General features: G+C 52.4%; 15 protein-coding genes. 12 read left to right on the forward strand and 3 right to left on the reverse strand.

The window, feature by feature from the left end; genetic code table 11:
• Positions 1–7 precede the first annotated feature (7 nt).
• Genes DBQ51_RS14270 through DBQ51_RS14280 form a run of 3 tightly spaced genes read right to left on the reverse strand, consistent with a single transcriptional unit; the run spans position 8 to position 2,332 of the window.
• On the reverse strand, positions 8–604 hold the full coding sequence (locus DBQ51_RS14270) for a PilZ domain-containing protein (RefSeq protein WP_054327120.1): 597 nt from the start codon (positions 602–604) through the stop codon (positions 8–10).
• Positions 604–927, reverse strand: coding sequence for an EscU/YscU/HrcU family type III secretion system export apparatus switch protein (locus DBQ51_RS14275; RefSeq protein WP_054327121.1), 324 nt, complete (start codon positions 925–927; stop codon positions 604–606). The genes DBQ51_RS14270 and DBQ51_RS14275 overlap by 1 nt, the downstream gene beginning before the upstream one ends.
• Complete coding sequence (locus DBQ51_RS14280) at positions 914–2,332, reverse strand: hypothetical protein (protein ID WP_107631892.1); 1,419 nt, start codon at positions 2,330–2,332, stop codon at positions 914–916. Before DBQ51_RS14280 ends, DBQ51_RS14275 begins: the two co-directional genes overlap by 14 nt.
• A gap of 120 nt (positions 2,333–2,452) precedes the next feature.
• Between DBQ51_RS14280 and DBQ51_RS14285 the strand changes: the two genes are divergently transcribed.
• From DBQ51_RS14285 to DBQ51_RS14340, 12 genes are all read left to right on the forward strand, one after another.
• A complete protein-coding gene (locus DBQ51_RS14285; protein ID WP_107631893.1) occupies positions 2,453–4,558 on the forward strand; it encodes a chemotaxis protein CheA in 2,106 nt (701 codons plus the stop codon).
• 28 nt (positions 4,559–4,586) lie between these two features.
• Positions 4,587–5,078: a chemotaxis protein CheW gene (locus DBQ51_RS14290; protein WP_054327124.1), complete on the forward strand. Its 492-nt coding sequence runs from the start codon at positions 4,587–4,589 to the stop codon at positions 5,076–5,078.
• 60 nt (positions 5,079–5,138) lie between these two features.
• Positions 5,139–5,948: a CheR family methyltransferase gene (locus tag DBQ51_RS14295; protein WP_054327125.1), complete on the forward strand. Its 810-nt coding sequence runs from the start codon at positions 5,139–5,141 to the stop codon at positions 5,946–5,948.
• Between the two features lie 25 nt (positions 5,949–5,973).
• Positions 5,974–7,005 (forward strand): protein-glutamate methylesterase/protein-glutamine glutaminase, encoded by a 1,032-nt coding sequence (locus DBQ51_RS14300; RefSeq protein WP_054327126.1) that lies wholly within the window; start codon positions 5,974–5,976, stop codon positions 7,003–7,005.
• A gap of 130 nt (positions 7,006–7,135) precedes the next feature.
• The gene (locus DBQ51_RS14305) at positions 7,136–7,426 is read left to right on the forward strand and encodes a flagellar biosynthesis anti-sigma factor FlgM (RefSeq protein ID WP_107631894.1); all 291 of its coding nucleotides are present in this window, start codon (positions 7,136–7,138) and stop codon (positions 7,424–7,426) included.
• A 5-nt stretch (positions 7,427–7,431) separates the two neighbouring features.
• A complete protein-coding gene (gene flgN / locus DBQ51_RS14310) occupies positions 7,432–7,884 on the forward strand; it encodes a flagellar export chaperone FlgN (protein WP_054327128.1) in 453 nt (150 codons plus the stop codon).
• Positions 7,885–7,911: 27 nt separating this feature from the next.
• Positions 7,912–10,344, forward strand: coding sequence for a flagellar hook-associated protein FlgK (locus tag DBQ51_RS14315; protein ID WP_107631895.1), 2,433 nt, complete (start codon positions 7,912–7,914; stop codon positions 10,342–10,344).
• A gap of 18 nt (positions 10,345–10,362) precedes the next feature.
• Positions 10,363–11,388, forward strand: coding sequence for a hypothetical protein (locus tag DBQ51_RS14320; protein ID WP_054327130.1), 1,026 nt, complete (start codon positions 10,363–10,365; stop codon positions 11,386–11,388).
• Between the two features lie 41 nt (positions 11,389–11,429).
• Complete coding sequence (locus DBQ51_RS14325; RefSeq protein WP_054327131.1) at positions 11,430–12,032, forward strand: DUF6470 family protein; 603 nt, start codon at positions 11,430–11,432, stop codon at positions 12,030–12,032.
• 14 nt (positions 12,033–12,046) lie between these two features.
• Positions 12,047–12,493 (forward strand): flagellar assembly protein FliW, encoded by a 447-nt coding sequence (fliW, locus tag DBQ51_RS14330; RefSeq protein WP_107631896.1) that lies wholly within the window; start codon positions 12,047–12,049, stop codon positions 12,491–12,493.
• A complete protein-coding gene (locus DBQ51_RS14335; protein ID WP_054327132.1) occupies positions 12,487–12,732 on the forward strand; it encodes a carbon storage regulator in 246 nt (81 codons plus the stop codon). The genes fliW and DBQ51_RS14335 overlap by 7 nt, the downstream gene beginning before the upstream one ends.
• Before the next feature lie 10 nt (positions 12,733–12,742).
• Positions 12,743–13,546, forward strand: coding sequence for a tyrosine-type recombinase/integrase (locus DBQ51_RS14340; RefSeq protein WP_107631897.1), 804 nt, complete (start codon positions 12,743–12,745; stop codon positions 13,544–13,546).
• Positions 13,547–13,663: the final 117 nt, after the last annotated feature.

Here is a 13,663-nt window from a genome sequence, read left to right on the forward strand (position 1 = left end):
GGAAAGTCTAATGGACGGTTTTGATTTTGTGGTGCAGGTCGTATTCAAAAATACCCTCCTGCAATAGAGCCTCTTCTTGGGGGAGAAGGTCGGAAAAAGCGCAGGCATATAATTGCTGCTCCTCGGAAATGACACGGATCACCTGTGCGCTCAGCAACAGGGGCGGGGAAGAAAACGGAATTGCGATTTCAAAACGGAAGCCGGGCGCGAGCGGTCGGCTGGCGTACAGGGATATCCCGCCGCAGCTTACGTCGTGCGTGATGACGGGCAGACGGGCTGAATCACCCGAAAGCGGGTACAAGTAGGTGCGGAGCATGATCGGGATGCGAAGGTGCCTGCGCAAATGCGGACCAATGTGCTCCTCAGCCACAAAATAAAGACAGGTGTTTTGTATCCCAGCGACTCTGCCGCGCCATGCCATGAAGTTTTCGGAATTGATGCTGAGAATGTTGATGGCGGGAAGTGCGGACAAATCACAGATTGGCTTGGAGGTCAGCTCGAAAACCTTTTGCTGTCCTTTCTGTTCCATAAGGATAGCACTGGCCAGTGTTTTCTGATCATCGCTGAGGATGACGAAGCGTTTTTCCGGCTGTGGATGATGCATTATACGTCTCCCCCTTTGGACGGTCCGGTATTTGTTGCGGGTACACGGGGCTTTTCCGGCGCCTCCGGATCAAAATGCAGGAAGTAAACATAAATATCAACGATAAACTGGTAAAGCGATTCAGGGATGGCCTGACCGAGGGCAAGTTGGGAAAGCATGGTGGCAAGGGAGGAGTCCTCATAAACAGGCACGCCGTTTTCAGAGGCTATCTCGACCATGCGTTCCGCAAGGTAGCCCATGCCGGAAGCAACCACGACCGGAGCGGGCGCCCCATTTTCATACTGCAGGGCGACAGCCTTGCGGCTTTGATCATATTGTGACATTAACGCTGTTCATCCTTTCGAGTATCTTGGGGAACGCCTGGGTCAGTGTAACACGCTGCGCAGAGGGGGAGGCGCGGATCGCCCCCGGATTTAGCCCAGCGCTTTCTGCCATTTTAGCCAGTTTGGCCTCAAAAACACCGGTAAAAGGCGTCAGGTGCGGTGGACAGAAGAGCTCTGCACCGACCGAATCGTCCTGATAAGTAAGAAGGAGATCGAAGCCGCCGAGATCCTGTATGTCAAACTTGAGCAGCAGACGCATGGGGGCGGTCGGGGAACCTGCCGCACCTGACTGCTTTTCGGCATCTGCGTCAACCCATAGCTCGGAGAACATCGCACGTCCGTCCATGGCGGCAGGAAGAATGGCATGGGCGAGCGGCATAAAAACACTTTGGTTGACAAGCACCGAACGCATCAGTTCCTGCATGGCCTGTTGCTGCGTCGTGCTGCCCTCTCCCCGCATGGCGCGGGAAGCAAGGGAGGTAAGCTGATCCAAAAGCGTGGCGGTTGCTTCATCCGGCGGAACGGTATGCGCGCGCAGCATTTGCAGGATATCCTCCTGGCTCATTTCGCCGAACGCCTTTTTGACCGGTGTGTAGCTGAAAAGCTGGTAGAAAGACTGCAGTACATTTTGCGGGGAACCGTTTTCATACTGCGCGATGGTGGGGAGCAGCATGCTCAAAAGGCTGCGGGCGATGCCACGATCGTGCATTTGGGAAACATAGTCCGACATATAGGGGAGAACCGTGTTCTGGAGCAGGGAGAGTGCACCGGCGCGGTCGCCATGAGCCAGCAAGGCGTCAAGCTGCGCCAGTTGTCCGTCCAGTGTGCTGCTGAAGCGTTTCGGCATGAACCAGGACATTTGGCGTATGGTGCGCGTCAGGCTGCGCTCGATATGCTCCGTGGAAGCGAAAGCGCTGAACTTCCGCAGAAACTGGGCAATATCCTCCTTCATAGCAGAGGAGGGATTGGACTGGAGCGCCTTGCGTAAAACATCGAAAAGCGGTCCGCGGAAGCGCTGCCCAGAGGAAAACTGACCTTTCAGCAGGGCGAGAAGCTGCTCCGGATTGAGCTGTAAGGCCTGTATAATGCGTACCAGCGCTGCACTGACCTCGGCCGTTTCGGCTCCAGACGCACTCAGACCGCTGGCCAGAAGCTGGTAGATACTATCGGAAACCGAGCCGAAAGCGCGAAGATCCTGCAAAAACGCCTGGAAATAGGAATCATAGCGCCGCGTCAGCCCAGAACCGGCCGTATCCTGCCGATCGGTACGCTGGTCGGCGCGGCTGATGCGCGATGGATCAGGTATGTTTTTGACCTGTGTATCGTTCGGTGTGATAGGAGAACGATAGCTGGTATTGTTCTCCTGCCCAGGGACAGGGTTGGTCACACTGGTGATGTTTGGCATAGAGCTACACTCCGTTCATCCGTAGAAAAATTTATCCAATCTATTAATTGCGTGCCATATCCGGTCGATTTATGAATATAACTACTGTTATTGTAATTCGGAAAGGATGGCATGGGATTTATGGCGAACAGTGGCGACAGCGTTCTGGAAATGTATTTGTATGAAACAAATACATTGCTTGAGCAGCTCGATAATATTATGCTTGCCGCAGAGCAGGCGGATACGCTATCACAGGATGATGTAAACGAGATCTTCCGCATTATGCATACGCTGAAAGGCTCGGCGGCAATGATGGAGTATGAGCCTTTGATGACCATTGCACACCGGATTGAGGATCTGTTTTACCTGATTCGGGAAAATACGATGGATATTGTTCCGGAACAGGATCGGCCGAAGCTGTTCGACCTGCTGTTCCGATCGATCGACTATTTTCGTGATGAGATCGGTAAAATCGAAAAGGGGGAACCCCTTTCTACAAATATCGACCGCTTTGTTGAAACAATTAACATGTTTATCGACAAAATTAAAAATGATGGACAGGTTGCTGGGAGCAGTGGGGAAGCACCCTCGGCGGACCAAGCTGCGGCGCAGGGATGCCGCACGGCTACAGTGGAAAACGCGCCGGCCGGCTATCCGTTTGCGCTGCGGGTCTTTCTGGATGAGGGCTGTGGGATGGAGAACCTGCGTGCGTTCATGATCGTAAGTGATGTTCGGGACAGCGGAACGCAGTTCCTTTACCAACCGGAGGATCTGGAAAGCAATACGGCTCGTTCGCCGGAGATTGCGGAAAACGGCTTTACAATGTATTTCGCAGCGGAGAATGAGCGTAAGGCGGCCATCCCGCTTATCTCTGACTTGGGCTTTGTGAAAACCTATCAGGAAATCGACGCAGCTCCCGCGCCCGAGGCGCAGAGGGACGAGAAGCAGGAACCTGCGCCGGAAGCCACCGGACAGACAGAGCCACAAAAAGCCGCGCCTGCGGCGGGGGCCGAAGCAACGTCCGGCAAGGGCAGTGGACACCAGATCAAGCAAAGCCTGATCAGTGTCAATCTGTCCAAGCTGGATCAGCTGATGGCCGTGGTGGGAGAAATCGTAATTACGGAGACAATGGTGACCGCGTCGCCGGACCTGCGCGGGATCGAGGATGCCAAACTGGATAACTTCTATAAATCCGCCCGCCAGCTGCGCAAGCTGACAGATGAGCTGCAGGATATCTCGATGTCGCTGCGCATGGTTCCAGTATCGGGGACGTTCCAGAAAATGCGCCGGATTGTCAGAGACATGGGGCAGAAGCTGGGCCGTAAGGCGCAGCTCAGCATCATCGGGGAGGATACGGAGATCGACAAGACGATCGTAGATGCGATCAGCGACCCTATTATGCATATCGTGCGCAATTCCATGGATCACGGCATCGAGCCGGACGAGCAGATGCGGATTGACGCAGGCAAGAATCCTGTGGGGGAAATTACACTGTCCGCTCAAAATACGGGAAGCGAAGTCATCATTAAAATCGAGGATGACGGGATGGGTGTAGATTGTGATGCTGTGCTGCGTAAAGCGCTCCGGCAGGGGCTTGCCAGCCCTGATGTGGAATACAGCCAGCGCGAGATCATGAACTTCCTGATGATGCCGGGCTTTTCGACCAATCAGGAGGTAACGGAATTCTCCGGCCGCGGCGTTGGTATGGATGTCGTCAAAAAGAATGTAGAAACGGTCGGCGGTGTGGTAACGATGACCAGTGAAAAGGGGAAAGGGAGCTGTACGACTCTCAAAATCCCGCTCACTACCGCGATTATGGACGGTATGGAGGTGCGGGTTGGCGAATCCATCTTTACCATCCCGATCCAGAATATAAGGCAGTCCTTTAAGGTGACGGAGAAGGATATTATTCATGATGCGATGCAAGGTGAGATCATCAACAAAATGGAGGAGTTCTATCCCGTGGTACGCTTGTACAATGTTTACGGAATAGAGCCGCAGTCGACCTCCATCAATGACGGAATCCTTGTATGGGTGGAGAGCAGTGAGAGTTCGTGCTGCCTGTTCGTGGATGAGCTGCTGGGCAAGCAGCAGGTCGTCATCAAGCCGCTTCCGTCGTACCTGAACAATTTTAAAATAAAGGATGCGGGGATCGCTGGCTGCACCATTTTAGGCGACGGCAATATCAGCCTGATTTTGGATGTAACCAATCTAATGGATTTTATCAGCGGCAGCGCAGGATATTGACAGGGATAGCATAAAAGGAGAGAATGCAATGTCTGATGAAAATATGATGTTTGCAACCGAGGAGATGCAGCGGGAGGCATCTGGGTCTGCAGAGGACAGCACGGCAGAAATCGCGACCCGTAAATTCCTGACGTTCCGAACGGATAACCTGCTGTTTGGTGTGGAGGCAGAAAATGTGGTGGAGATTATCACAAACCATGTGATCACACAGGTACCTATGGTGCCAGCCTATGTGCGCGGCATTATCAACCTGCGTGGACAGACAATTCCGCTGATGGATATGCGGCTCCGCCTGTCTGTTGAACCGAGAGACAATGACTGCATCATCGTACTGAACCTGAATGAAATGCCGATCGGCATACTGGTTGATACGGTCTGCCAAATCATTGATATCCCAGTGGATACCATTCTGCCGGTACCGGCGCATAATGCACAGAAATATGTTTCGGGTATGACGACCATGCCGGATGGGACGGGTACCATGCTGGTGCTGGACTGCGAGCTTCTGCTGGCCGAATAAGCAGAGCACTTCTATGACCGTGGATTATGTTAAAACTATTGCTAAGAGGTAGTCGATATTATGCTGCAGCTGTCAGATGCAGATTTTCAGCGGCTGGTAACGTTTATGCGCGACCGCTATGGGATCAATCTTTCACAGAAGCGGCTGCTGATTAACAGCCGCCTGTCCGCGGCCCTGCAGGCAAAAGGGTACACGGATTTTACAAAGTTTGTCGATGAGCTGCTGTCAGGAAAGGATGCGGCGCAGGTTGAGTTTATCCTGAACAAGCTCACGACCAATTATACTTATTTTATGCGCGAAAAGGAACACTTTGCGTTTTTTAACGAGGTGATATTGCCGGATCTCATCAAAAGGAATGAACGGAAAAAGGTGCTGTCCATATGGAGTGCGGGATGTTCGACGGGAGAGGAGCCGTATACCATTTCCATGTGCATCAAGGATTTTCTGGGACCGCAGGCGGGGCTGTGGGATACACGTGTGCTGGCGACGGATATTTCACCGCGTGTTTTGAGCGAGGCGGCGGACCCGTCTTATGAGATGCCGACCGACATCCCGCCGGAATGGAGCCGGCGCTATTTTCGGAAACGGACGGACGGGAGCGGTTTGTACACAGTTACGCCGGAGATCCGGCATAATGTTATCTTCCGTGTGTTCAATCTGATGGAGCCAATTCACTTCCGAATCAAGTTTGACGTTATTTTCTGTCGGAATGTCATGATTTATTTCGATCAGGAAACAAAGGACGCGCTTGTGCAACGCTTCTATCATGCGACCAATCAGGGGGGCTACCTGTTGATTGGCCATTCAGAGAATATCAGCAAAAACAGCCCGTACCGAATGCTCCGCCCAGCGACATTCCGCAGGGAGTGACGGCGGTGAAAGGAGGAACGCTGCAATGCAGAGCATAAAAAAGATACGGGTAATGGTTGTCGACGACTCTATTCTGGCCCGGCGCGTTATACGGGATGGCCTGTCTGCTTATAGCAACATGGAGATAGTCGGGGAGGCGGGGAATGCGGTGGAGGCGCGGGCGAAGCTGCCGCTGCTCCGGCCGGATGTGATGACGCTGGATGTGGAGATGCCGGGTATGAATGGGATTGACTTTGTAAAAAGCCTGCTGCCACAGTATCCGGTCCCAATCATTCTGGTGTCCTCCCTGAACCTGCGCGTATTTGATGCGATGGCGGTCGGAGCGGTTGATTTCGTTCGGAAGCCGGAAACGGTCGGGGCGAACCAGCGTTTTATAGAGGCGCTTGCCAATAAAATTGTTGTGGCTTCCTGTGCGCGGATACGCCGCAGCCGACCGGCTGCGGTGCCGACTGCGGGCCGGTTGCCGCTTACGGCACAGGGCGTAAAAGAGACGGTTATTGCAATTGGAGCATCCACGGGTGGGACCGAAGCAACGCTTGAGGTGCTCAAGCGTCTGCCGGCCGATACGCCGGGGATTGTAGTGGTGCAGCATATGCCGCCGGGCTTTACAAAAATGTATGCCGAACGCTTGGACAAAATATGTGCGATGAAGGTAAAGGAGGCGGAAAACGGGGACGGTATCGAACGCGGCCGAGTATTGATTGCGCCCGGGGATAAACAGATGCGTGTCGTCAGGACAGGGAGCCGCTACACGGTGGCCTGCCAGCTTGGGGAAAAGGTAAGCGGACACTGTCCATCCGTGGATGTGTTGTTCCACTCGGTGGCACAGAGCGTGCGTTGCCGCATGGTAGGTATCATCCTGACCGGCATGGGGCGAGACGGTGCGGATGGACTGCTGGACATGAGGCGGCATGGCGCTTATACGATTGGACAGGACAGGGAATCCAGCGTTGTTTATGGGATGCCTATGGTAGCACATGATATTGGCGCAGTGGTCCAGCAAGCCGCCTGTGAAAATATTGCGAGTATACTGCTTCGCCATCTGAACAATACATAGGAATATACAGGGAAAGAAAAATAAGCGACAGGTTTTTGCAGCCTGCCGCTTATTTTTTTGTGGTAATGACCGATATTTGACTTAGTAAGTAATTCATCGGCTTGCGTGTGCTGAAAAGGAGCTGATCATAATGATGATTCCCAAAACGGGAGGCTTGTCCCCGTTGGCAATACACCGACCGCAACCAGAAGAGACTGAAAGCCAGCCCGTGGGTACTGCGCAATTCGACAGGGTAGAGCTGACCACGTCGCAATATACAGAGGAGCAGCGCTTTGCGCATGAACTCGCGGGACGCATTGCGCAGGAAGTGCGGACGTACCGATGTGAAACTCTTCCGGAGCTGCAGGAGCAGGTTCAGACGGGCGCCTATCAATATGATATTAATGAGCTGGCAGCGCGTATCATGCTGTTTGGAGGATGACAGGGATGGAAGAATTGCTGGGACTGCTGGACCGTCTGACGGTGATTTTAGGCGAGCTGACTGCTGTGCAGAAGGACGTTGCGGCCTCTGTCCATGAGGACGATCTGATACGTCTGGGCGAGTGCATGAAAAAAGAACAGGCGTTGTCGCTCAGCCTGCGCAATATTGACCAGAAGCGGCTCAGGCTACAGCAGCAAATGGGGCTGGAAAAAATAACGCTGTCTGCTTTGCCGGAACAGATAGATTCCATGGAGCTGCGTGAAAAGGTAAAAGATGCGGCAGAGCGGTTGTCCGCACAGTACCGGATCATGCAGAGTGCGGCCGAGGTGGCCCGCTCGGCGCTGGAATGCAGCCTGCATCAGGTGGAAAATATGATTGCAGGGCTTGGGCTTGACCCCGAGCATGTGAAGGATCATACGATAACAACGGGCGGACCGCATACAGATTTTCGAGCATAAAGGAAGAAACGGAGGAAACAGAGAGCAATGGCCACTTTTGGTGAGTTTACTGTGGCGCGTTTGGGTATGATTGCAAGTCAAATGGCGCTGAATGTAACAGGTCAAAACATTTCCAATATCAATACGCCGGGCTATACCCGTCAAAGGCTCGATCAATACAGCTTTATCACAAGCGGATCAGGGCTGTATCATTCTGCAAATTCGGCTTCGGTTGGCTCTGGCGTTATGCTGTCCGGCATCTCCCAGCTGCGCGATCCGTTTTTGGATATTCGGTTCCGGAAGGAGATGTCGAGCGTCGGTTCGGCCAGTGCGATACTCGATGGGCTGGATCAACTGGAGAGCGTTATCAATGATGTAAACAAGAGCGGTATCACAACACAGATTCAGGATCTTCTGGGGAAGCTGAATGACCTGAATGACCATGTGGGTGAGAAAGAATTTGATTCGCTGGTACGCAGTTCGGCAGAAGCGCTTTGTCAGCTGCTTAACACGAGCGCCAAGGATCTGGAAACCGTATTTGAAAATGTATATAACCAATACACGCAAAATGTACAGGAAGCTGACAATATTCTTAAGAAAATACAGGAGCTGAACGAGGAGATACGCCGTTCGGATATTAACGGGGATTCGGCGCTTGAACTGCGCGACCAGCGTAATATGCTGATCGATCAGCTTTCCGAGTACATGAAAATTGATGTAACCTACAGCGAGGAAAACCTTGGAGCAGGCTTTTCTGTCGAAAAACTCACCATCAAAATGGTGGATAATAAGACGAATAAGCCTGGGGCGACGCTGATTGACGGCATCTATCGTGCGGATTTGTCGATTGCTCAAAAAGTGGATGCAGCGGGCAAGCCGGTTGTGGATGCGGATGGCAAACCGGTGCCGGACGATCTGTTGCGGCTTGCGATCAGCGAACTGCATGACTCCGCCTATCAGACGCAGTTGTCCAACACGAATTCCCAGTTCCAGCTTCAAGGGCTGGATTTTGGGAAGAACGCACAGGGTGGACAGCAAACGATCGATATTACCTATAAGGACAAGGATGGGAACAAACATACCGTTTCTGTCGATTTCACGGTGGAAAAGCCGGCGGATGACACGCCGGAAGCAATTGCGAAAGCGCGTGAAAAGACCTTGGCTAATCTGGCGGATGCTTTGAATAAGGATGCCACGCTACAAGGACTGTTCACAGCCAAGGCGACCTCGAACGGGCTTGTCATGACATCGACGGACAAAGGGGCTGATGCTGCCACCGTGACGCAGATGGAGCTGGCAGCCAATAATACCGGCATCACCCTGGGAGATACAAAGTCGATCGCCGCTGTACCAGCTAATACGACGATTGTGGACGAGGGGCACGGATATGGCGCGCTGGAATCCACCCGCCAGATGCTGACTGGCGCGGGTGAGTTCCGCACGGACGGGGGAGACAAGTCCATCCGCGGGATACCGTATTATCAGAAATCCCTGGATGCCTTGGCAAACAAGTTTGCTACCGAAATGAACCGGATCAACACGACCCGTCCAGACGGTACATCTTTCTCAGAGGTTGGCTCAAATGGAGAGGCTGTACAAAAGCAGGCGGGGAATCTGTTCACGGCAGAGGGGGATGATCCGAAAAATCCTGATACCGTGATCACGGCAGGGAATATCTCCATTTCATCGGCGTGGAAAAGCGGGGAGGTGCAGATTATCTCCTCCGTTTCGGGTAATCCGGTGCAGGGTACGATGAACGATAATATCAATCGACTGATCAACGTATTTGAGACAAGCTATACGTTTCGGCCGAGCGATATCATCCGCACGAATGATGCGACTTTCACAACAGGGGAACCAAAGCAGGATAACGCACTTACGCCGGGAACGGAACTGACTGCACATATTACTTATATTGACGGTATGAATCAGGAACACACGGTAAAGGTCAAGTTCCAGTCCGGCGCAACGGCGGAGGATACGCAAAACAACCTGTACGCTGCGCTGCAAAAGGATCAAACGATAAATGGCATATTTGATATGAAGGACAACGGGACGACGATCACATTCGATGATAAGGCCGTTGTACCGGAGGGTTCCCTGTGTAACCTGGTGACCGGTATTGCCTTTACAGATGCGCAGGGGAGCAAAACCGACGCATTTTCCATGGGGGATGGCGCAGTTGCCGGGGCGGCATCAGGGGACTCAATTTACAAGGGCAATCTGGAAGGCTGTTACGCCAATATGGAAGGCGTGCTGGGTGCGCATAAAAGTACGACATATACTATTTATGAAACGTATGCCGCAGCTGCGGATGGAATCAATACCAGCAGGGATAGCGTTTCCGGTGTCGATCTGAATGAGGAGGGCATGAATCTGCTGCAATATCAGAAGTCGTTTGCGGCTGCCTGCCGTCTGATGACAGCGTTGGATGAAGCGATGGACAAAGTGATCAACGGCATGGGCATTGTCGGCCGCTGACAGAGAGGAGTTATAGTGATGTTTCGGGTTACAACAAACGGTACGCTTCGTACCTATCGGGGAAACTTGGCAAAAGCAAGCTGGAATCAGTACTATGCGATGAACACTGTTTTGACGGGACGGCGGTTCAACTCCTTTTCGGAAGATCCGGCGCTGGCGGCGCAGTCGTTTCGTGTGCATGCGGCCTCTGCGCGTAATGAATTTCAGAGAAAGACCAGCGAATCTGCGATTCACAAATTTGAGTCGGCGCAGGCGAGCCTGCAGGAGATCGCAGATCAGTACAATACAGCGCTTGACCAGGCCGAACAAGGCGTGGACGGCTCCAAATCAAGCGCCCGTGAGGAGATTGGAAAAACCCTGCTGAATACTGCGGAAGGCATGGTCAAAACGCTGAACGCCAAATATGGGGATAAGTTTGTGTTTGCCGGCGCAAACGGCGAGGAGGCTCCGTTTGAACTCAAGGATGGGAAGCTGTATTTCCGCGGGATAGACATGGCGACACAGGATCCGGATGAGCTGGCGAAGCTGGAGGAGTGGAGCAAGGAGTCGACCTATGTGGATATAGGCTTGGGCCTGCAACTGGATGAGAATGAACAGGTCATTCCCTCCACCGCATTCAACACGGCGATTTCCGGCGCAGGGCTGCTGGGCTTCGGTACCTATGAGGATGGTTCACCTAAGGATATTATTTCGCTGACAGCGCAGTTGGGGCAGCTTCTGGTGGACTCGGCTGCGGATGGAAGCGATAAGATGAATGAAGCAGATCAGGAAAAGGCAAACGCGCTGTTTGATAAGATGCAGGAGTCTTACTCCGCGTTTAACTCCAACCGGGCTGAGCTGGACACGAAGGCTCAGTTTTTAAAGTCTAATGACACCCGCCTGACCTCTACCGGGGATACGCTCACAGAGCAATATGAGTCGCTTGACAGGGTGGATTTGGCGGATGCGTTGAGTACGTTTGTGTATGCCCAGTACAGCTACAATGCTGCGCTGCGGGTTGGCAACAATGTGCTGTCGCAATCGTTTATTGACTATATGTCTTAAGCATAAGGGTAAGAGTAAGAGCAAAAGAGGTGTACAGCGCTATGGAACGGTTGATAGAGATTAAAAATGTTCCGATTGAGTTGGAAATGAAAGTAAACCATGCGCGGCTGGAATACAAAAGGTCGCAGGTGGATCTGGAGGTTTCCCGCAGCAAGGGAGGTCTGCAGATACGCAGCAAGCCCATCCGGCTGAACTTGGATACGTTTGAAGCGCGTAATTCCATTACACCAACCGCAATGCGCAGTATTGAACAGGCTGCACAAAAAGGGCGTGAGCAGGTTTATGAAACGACCGGCACCTATGCCAAGCACGGAAAGCTTCTGCTTCAGGCAAAAATTGGCCAGCAATTGATCACACAGTTCGCGATGGAATCCCAGCAGGTCAATACGGATGTTGCCATGACATTTCTGCCCAGCACAGGTCCGGATATTTCCTGGGATGCAGGGGAGCTGAACATCCGCTATGAGATGGATAAGCTGAATTTTGACTGGCGCATTGGAAATGGGGATGTGGAGTTTATACCGGGTGATATTGAGTTTACCGTAACGCAGCGTCCGGATGTCATTATCAAATATATTGGCGGGCCGGTCTATGTGCCTCCCTCTGCAGAGCCGGGATACGAGCCGTTGGATGAAACGGTTTAACTAAGGAGACTGGAATGAAAATTGAAACCAAATATTTTGGAACAATACAGGTAGACGAGCAAACACTGCTGTTTTTCCCCAATGGTATCTTTGGTTTTGAACAGGAAAAAAAGTTTGTCCTCCTCCCTTTTGCCAAGGAGGAGGATTTCCTGTTGTGCCTGCAAAGCGTGGAAACGCCGTCGCTTGCCTTTACCGCACTGAACCCTTTTATGCTGCTGCCAACCTATCAGCCCAAACTGGCAAAGTCTGAGCTGCTTCAAATGCAGGTAGAGAAGAGCGAGGATTTGTGCTATTATACGCTTTGCAGGGTTAACAAGCCGGTGTGGAAGAGCACGGTAAACTTGAGATGCCCCATTGTCCTGAACGACCGGACGAGACAGGCCTGTCAGGTGATACTGGATGAATATGATATGCGGTGTCCTCTGGACTCTATAGGACGACAGGGGGGAGCGCAATGCTGATACTGCAGCGGAAACAAGGACAGTCCTTTATGATCGGCCAGGATATTACAATTACTGTTCAGGAGATCGGGGCAGGACGTGTCCGCCTGTCGATCGATGCGCCGCGCAATGTATCGGTTCTGCGGGAGGAATTGGTAGCAGCGCGCAGGGAGAACGCAGCCGCCGCAAGGGAGGAAGTTTCTCCCTTGCAACTATTGCAACTGCTGAAACAGGATAATTCATCTAAGCAGGAGAGGTGAATAAGGGCGGATGGAAAATGGTTACAGGGTGACGGAAAACGAAATAAAATCCTTTCTGGTGGACCTGCAGAAAAGGGGAAGGACACGCTCCACGATTGCGCAATACAGATCCCAGCTTTTGCAGCTGAAAAAATTTTTGGGGGAAGAAGGCCTGCTGAACAATGCCAGGCTGGCAAAGTGGAAAGGGTTTATGCAGGAAAACGGTCTGGCCAATGAAAGCATTAATGCACGGATATCCGCTGCCAACAGCCTGTTGGCATTTGCGGGCCATAGGGAATGGCAGCTGGTACAGTCCCGTCTGCCAAAGGAGAAAGAGGAGGCTGCCCCTGAACTGACAAGACAGGAATATCTGCGCCTGCTTCAGGCGGCAAAGCTGCTGAAACGGAAGCGTAGTTATTATCTGATAAAAGTATTTGGGTGTACAGGTATTAAGACGGGGGATATCCCCTATATTACGGTCGAAAGGCTGCGGCAGGCTGGAAATGAAACAATTGTGCTGGAGAATGGTTCTTCCTTTACGATGCCCGTTGCACTGGTTGGAGAGCTTCTGCAATATGCTGAAGAAACAGGGGTTTGCAATGGCCCTGTTTTCTGTACCCGAAATGGGAAGGCGATAGACCGGCGGATCGTTTGGAGCAGCATGAAAAGTCTGTGCAGTGTTGCGCAGGTGGATGAACGCAAAGTCACGGTTTCCAGTCTGGAGAAAATGTATAGGACGACCTGCATAGGGATAGACGCGATGGTTGCCGTATTACGGGAACAGGCGTATGCAAAGCTTTTGGCTGATGAAGAAAAAATTGTGGGATTGGAGTAGCTTGGCCAGCCGGATAAAATTGGATATGTTGAACAGGCGGGGGCCTCGGATGCAATGGCTTGAAAAACATTGCACCCGAGGCCCCCTGTGATGGCTGGCTGACAGGCAGTAAGAAAC

The sequence above is a fragment of the Agathobaculum massiliense genome, assembly GCF_900291975.1.
Classification (GTDB): domain Bacteria; phylum Bacillota; class Clostridia; order Oscillospirales; family Butyricicoccaceae; genus Agathobaculum; species Agathobaculum ammoniilyticum.

What these genes read in the sequence shown, in the direction of transcription:
- DBQ51_RS14270 (WP_054327120.1), bottom strand. Translation starts at nt 604, where the DNA reads ATGCATCATCCACAGCCGGAAAAACGCTTCGTCATCCTCAGCGATGAT.
- DBQ51_RS14275 (WP_054327121.1), bottom strand. Translation starts at nt 927, where the DNA reads ATGTCACAATATGATCAAAGCCGCAAGGCTGTCGCCCTGCAGTATGAA.
- DBQ51_RS14280 (WP_107631892.1), bottom strand. Translation starts at nt 2,332, where the DNA reads ATGCCAAACATCACCAGTGTGACCAACCCTGTCCCTGGGCAGGAGAAC.
- DBQ51_RS14285 (WP_107631893.1), top strand. Translation starts at nt 2,453, where the DNA reads ATGGCGAACAGTGGCGACAGCGTTCTGGAAATGTATTTGTATGAAACA.
- DBQ51_RS14290 (WP_054327124.1), top strand. Translation starts at nt 4,587, where the DNA reads ATGTCTGATGAAAATATGATGTTTGCAACCGAGGAGATGCAGCGGGAG.
- DBQ51_RS14295 (WP_054327125.1), top strand. Translation starts at nt 5,139, where the DNA reads ATGCTGCAGCTGTCAGATGCAGATTTTCAGCGGCTGGTAACGTTTATG.
- DBQ51_RS14300 (WP_054327126.1), top strand. Translation starts at nt 5,974, where the DNA reads ATGCAGAGCATAAAAAAGATACGGGTAATGGTTGTCGACGACTCTATT.
- DBQ51_RS14305 (WP_107631894.1), top strand. Translation starts at nt 7,136, where the DNA reads ATGATGATTCCCAAAACGGGAGGCTTGTCCCCGTTGGCAATACACCGA.
- flgN (WP_054327128.1), top strand. Translation starts at nt 7,432, where the DNA reads ATGGAAGAATTGCTGGGACTGCTGGACCGTCTGACGGTGATTTTAGGC.
- DBQ51_RS14315 (WP_107631895.1), top strand. Translation starts at nt 7,912, where the DNA reads ATGGCCACTTTTGGTGAGTTTACTGTGGCGCGTTTGGGTATGATTGCA.
- DBQ51_RS14320 (WP_054327130.1), top strand. Translation starts at nt 10,363, where the DNA reads ATGTTTCGGGTTACAACAAACGGTACGCTTCGTACCTATCGGGGAAAC.
- DBQ51_RS14325 (WP_054327131.1), top strand. Translation starts at nt 11,430, where the DNA reads ATGGAACGGTTGATAGAGATTAAAAATGTTCCGATTGAGTTGGAAATG.
- fliW (WP_107631896.1), top strand. Translation starts at nt 12,047, where the DNA reads ATGAAAATTGAAACCAAATATTTTGGAACAATACAGGTAGACGAGCAA.
- DBQ51_RS14335 (WP_054327132.1), top strand. Translation starts at nt 12,487, where the DNA reads ATGCTGATACTGCAGCGGAAACAAGGACAGTCCTTTATGATCGGCCAG.
- DBQ51_RS14340 (WP_107631897.1), top strand. Translation starts at nt 12,743, where the DNA reads ATGGAAAATGGTTACAGGGTGACGGAAAACGAAATAAAATCCTTTCTG.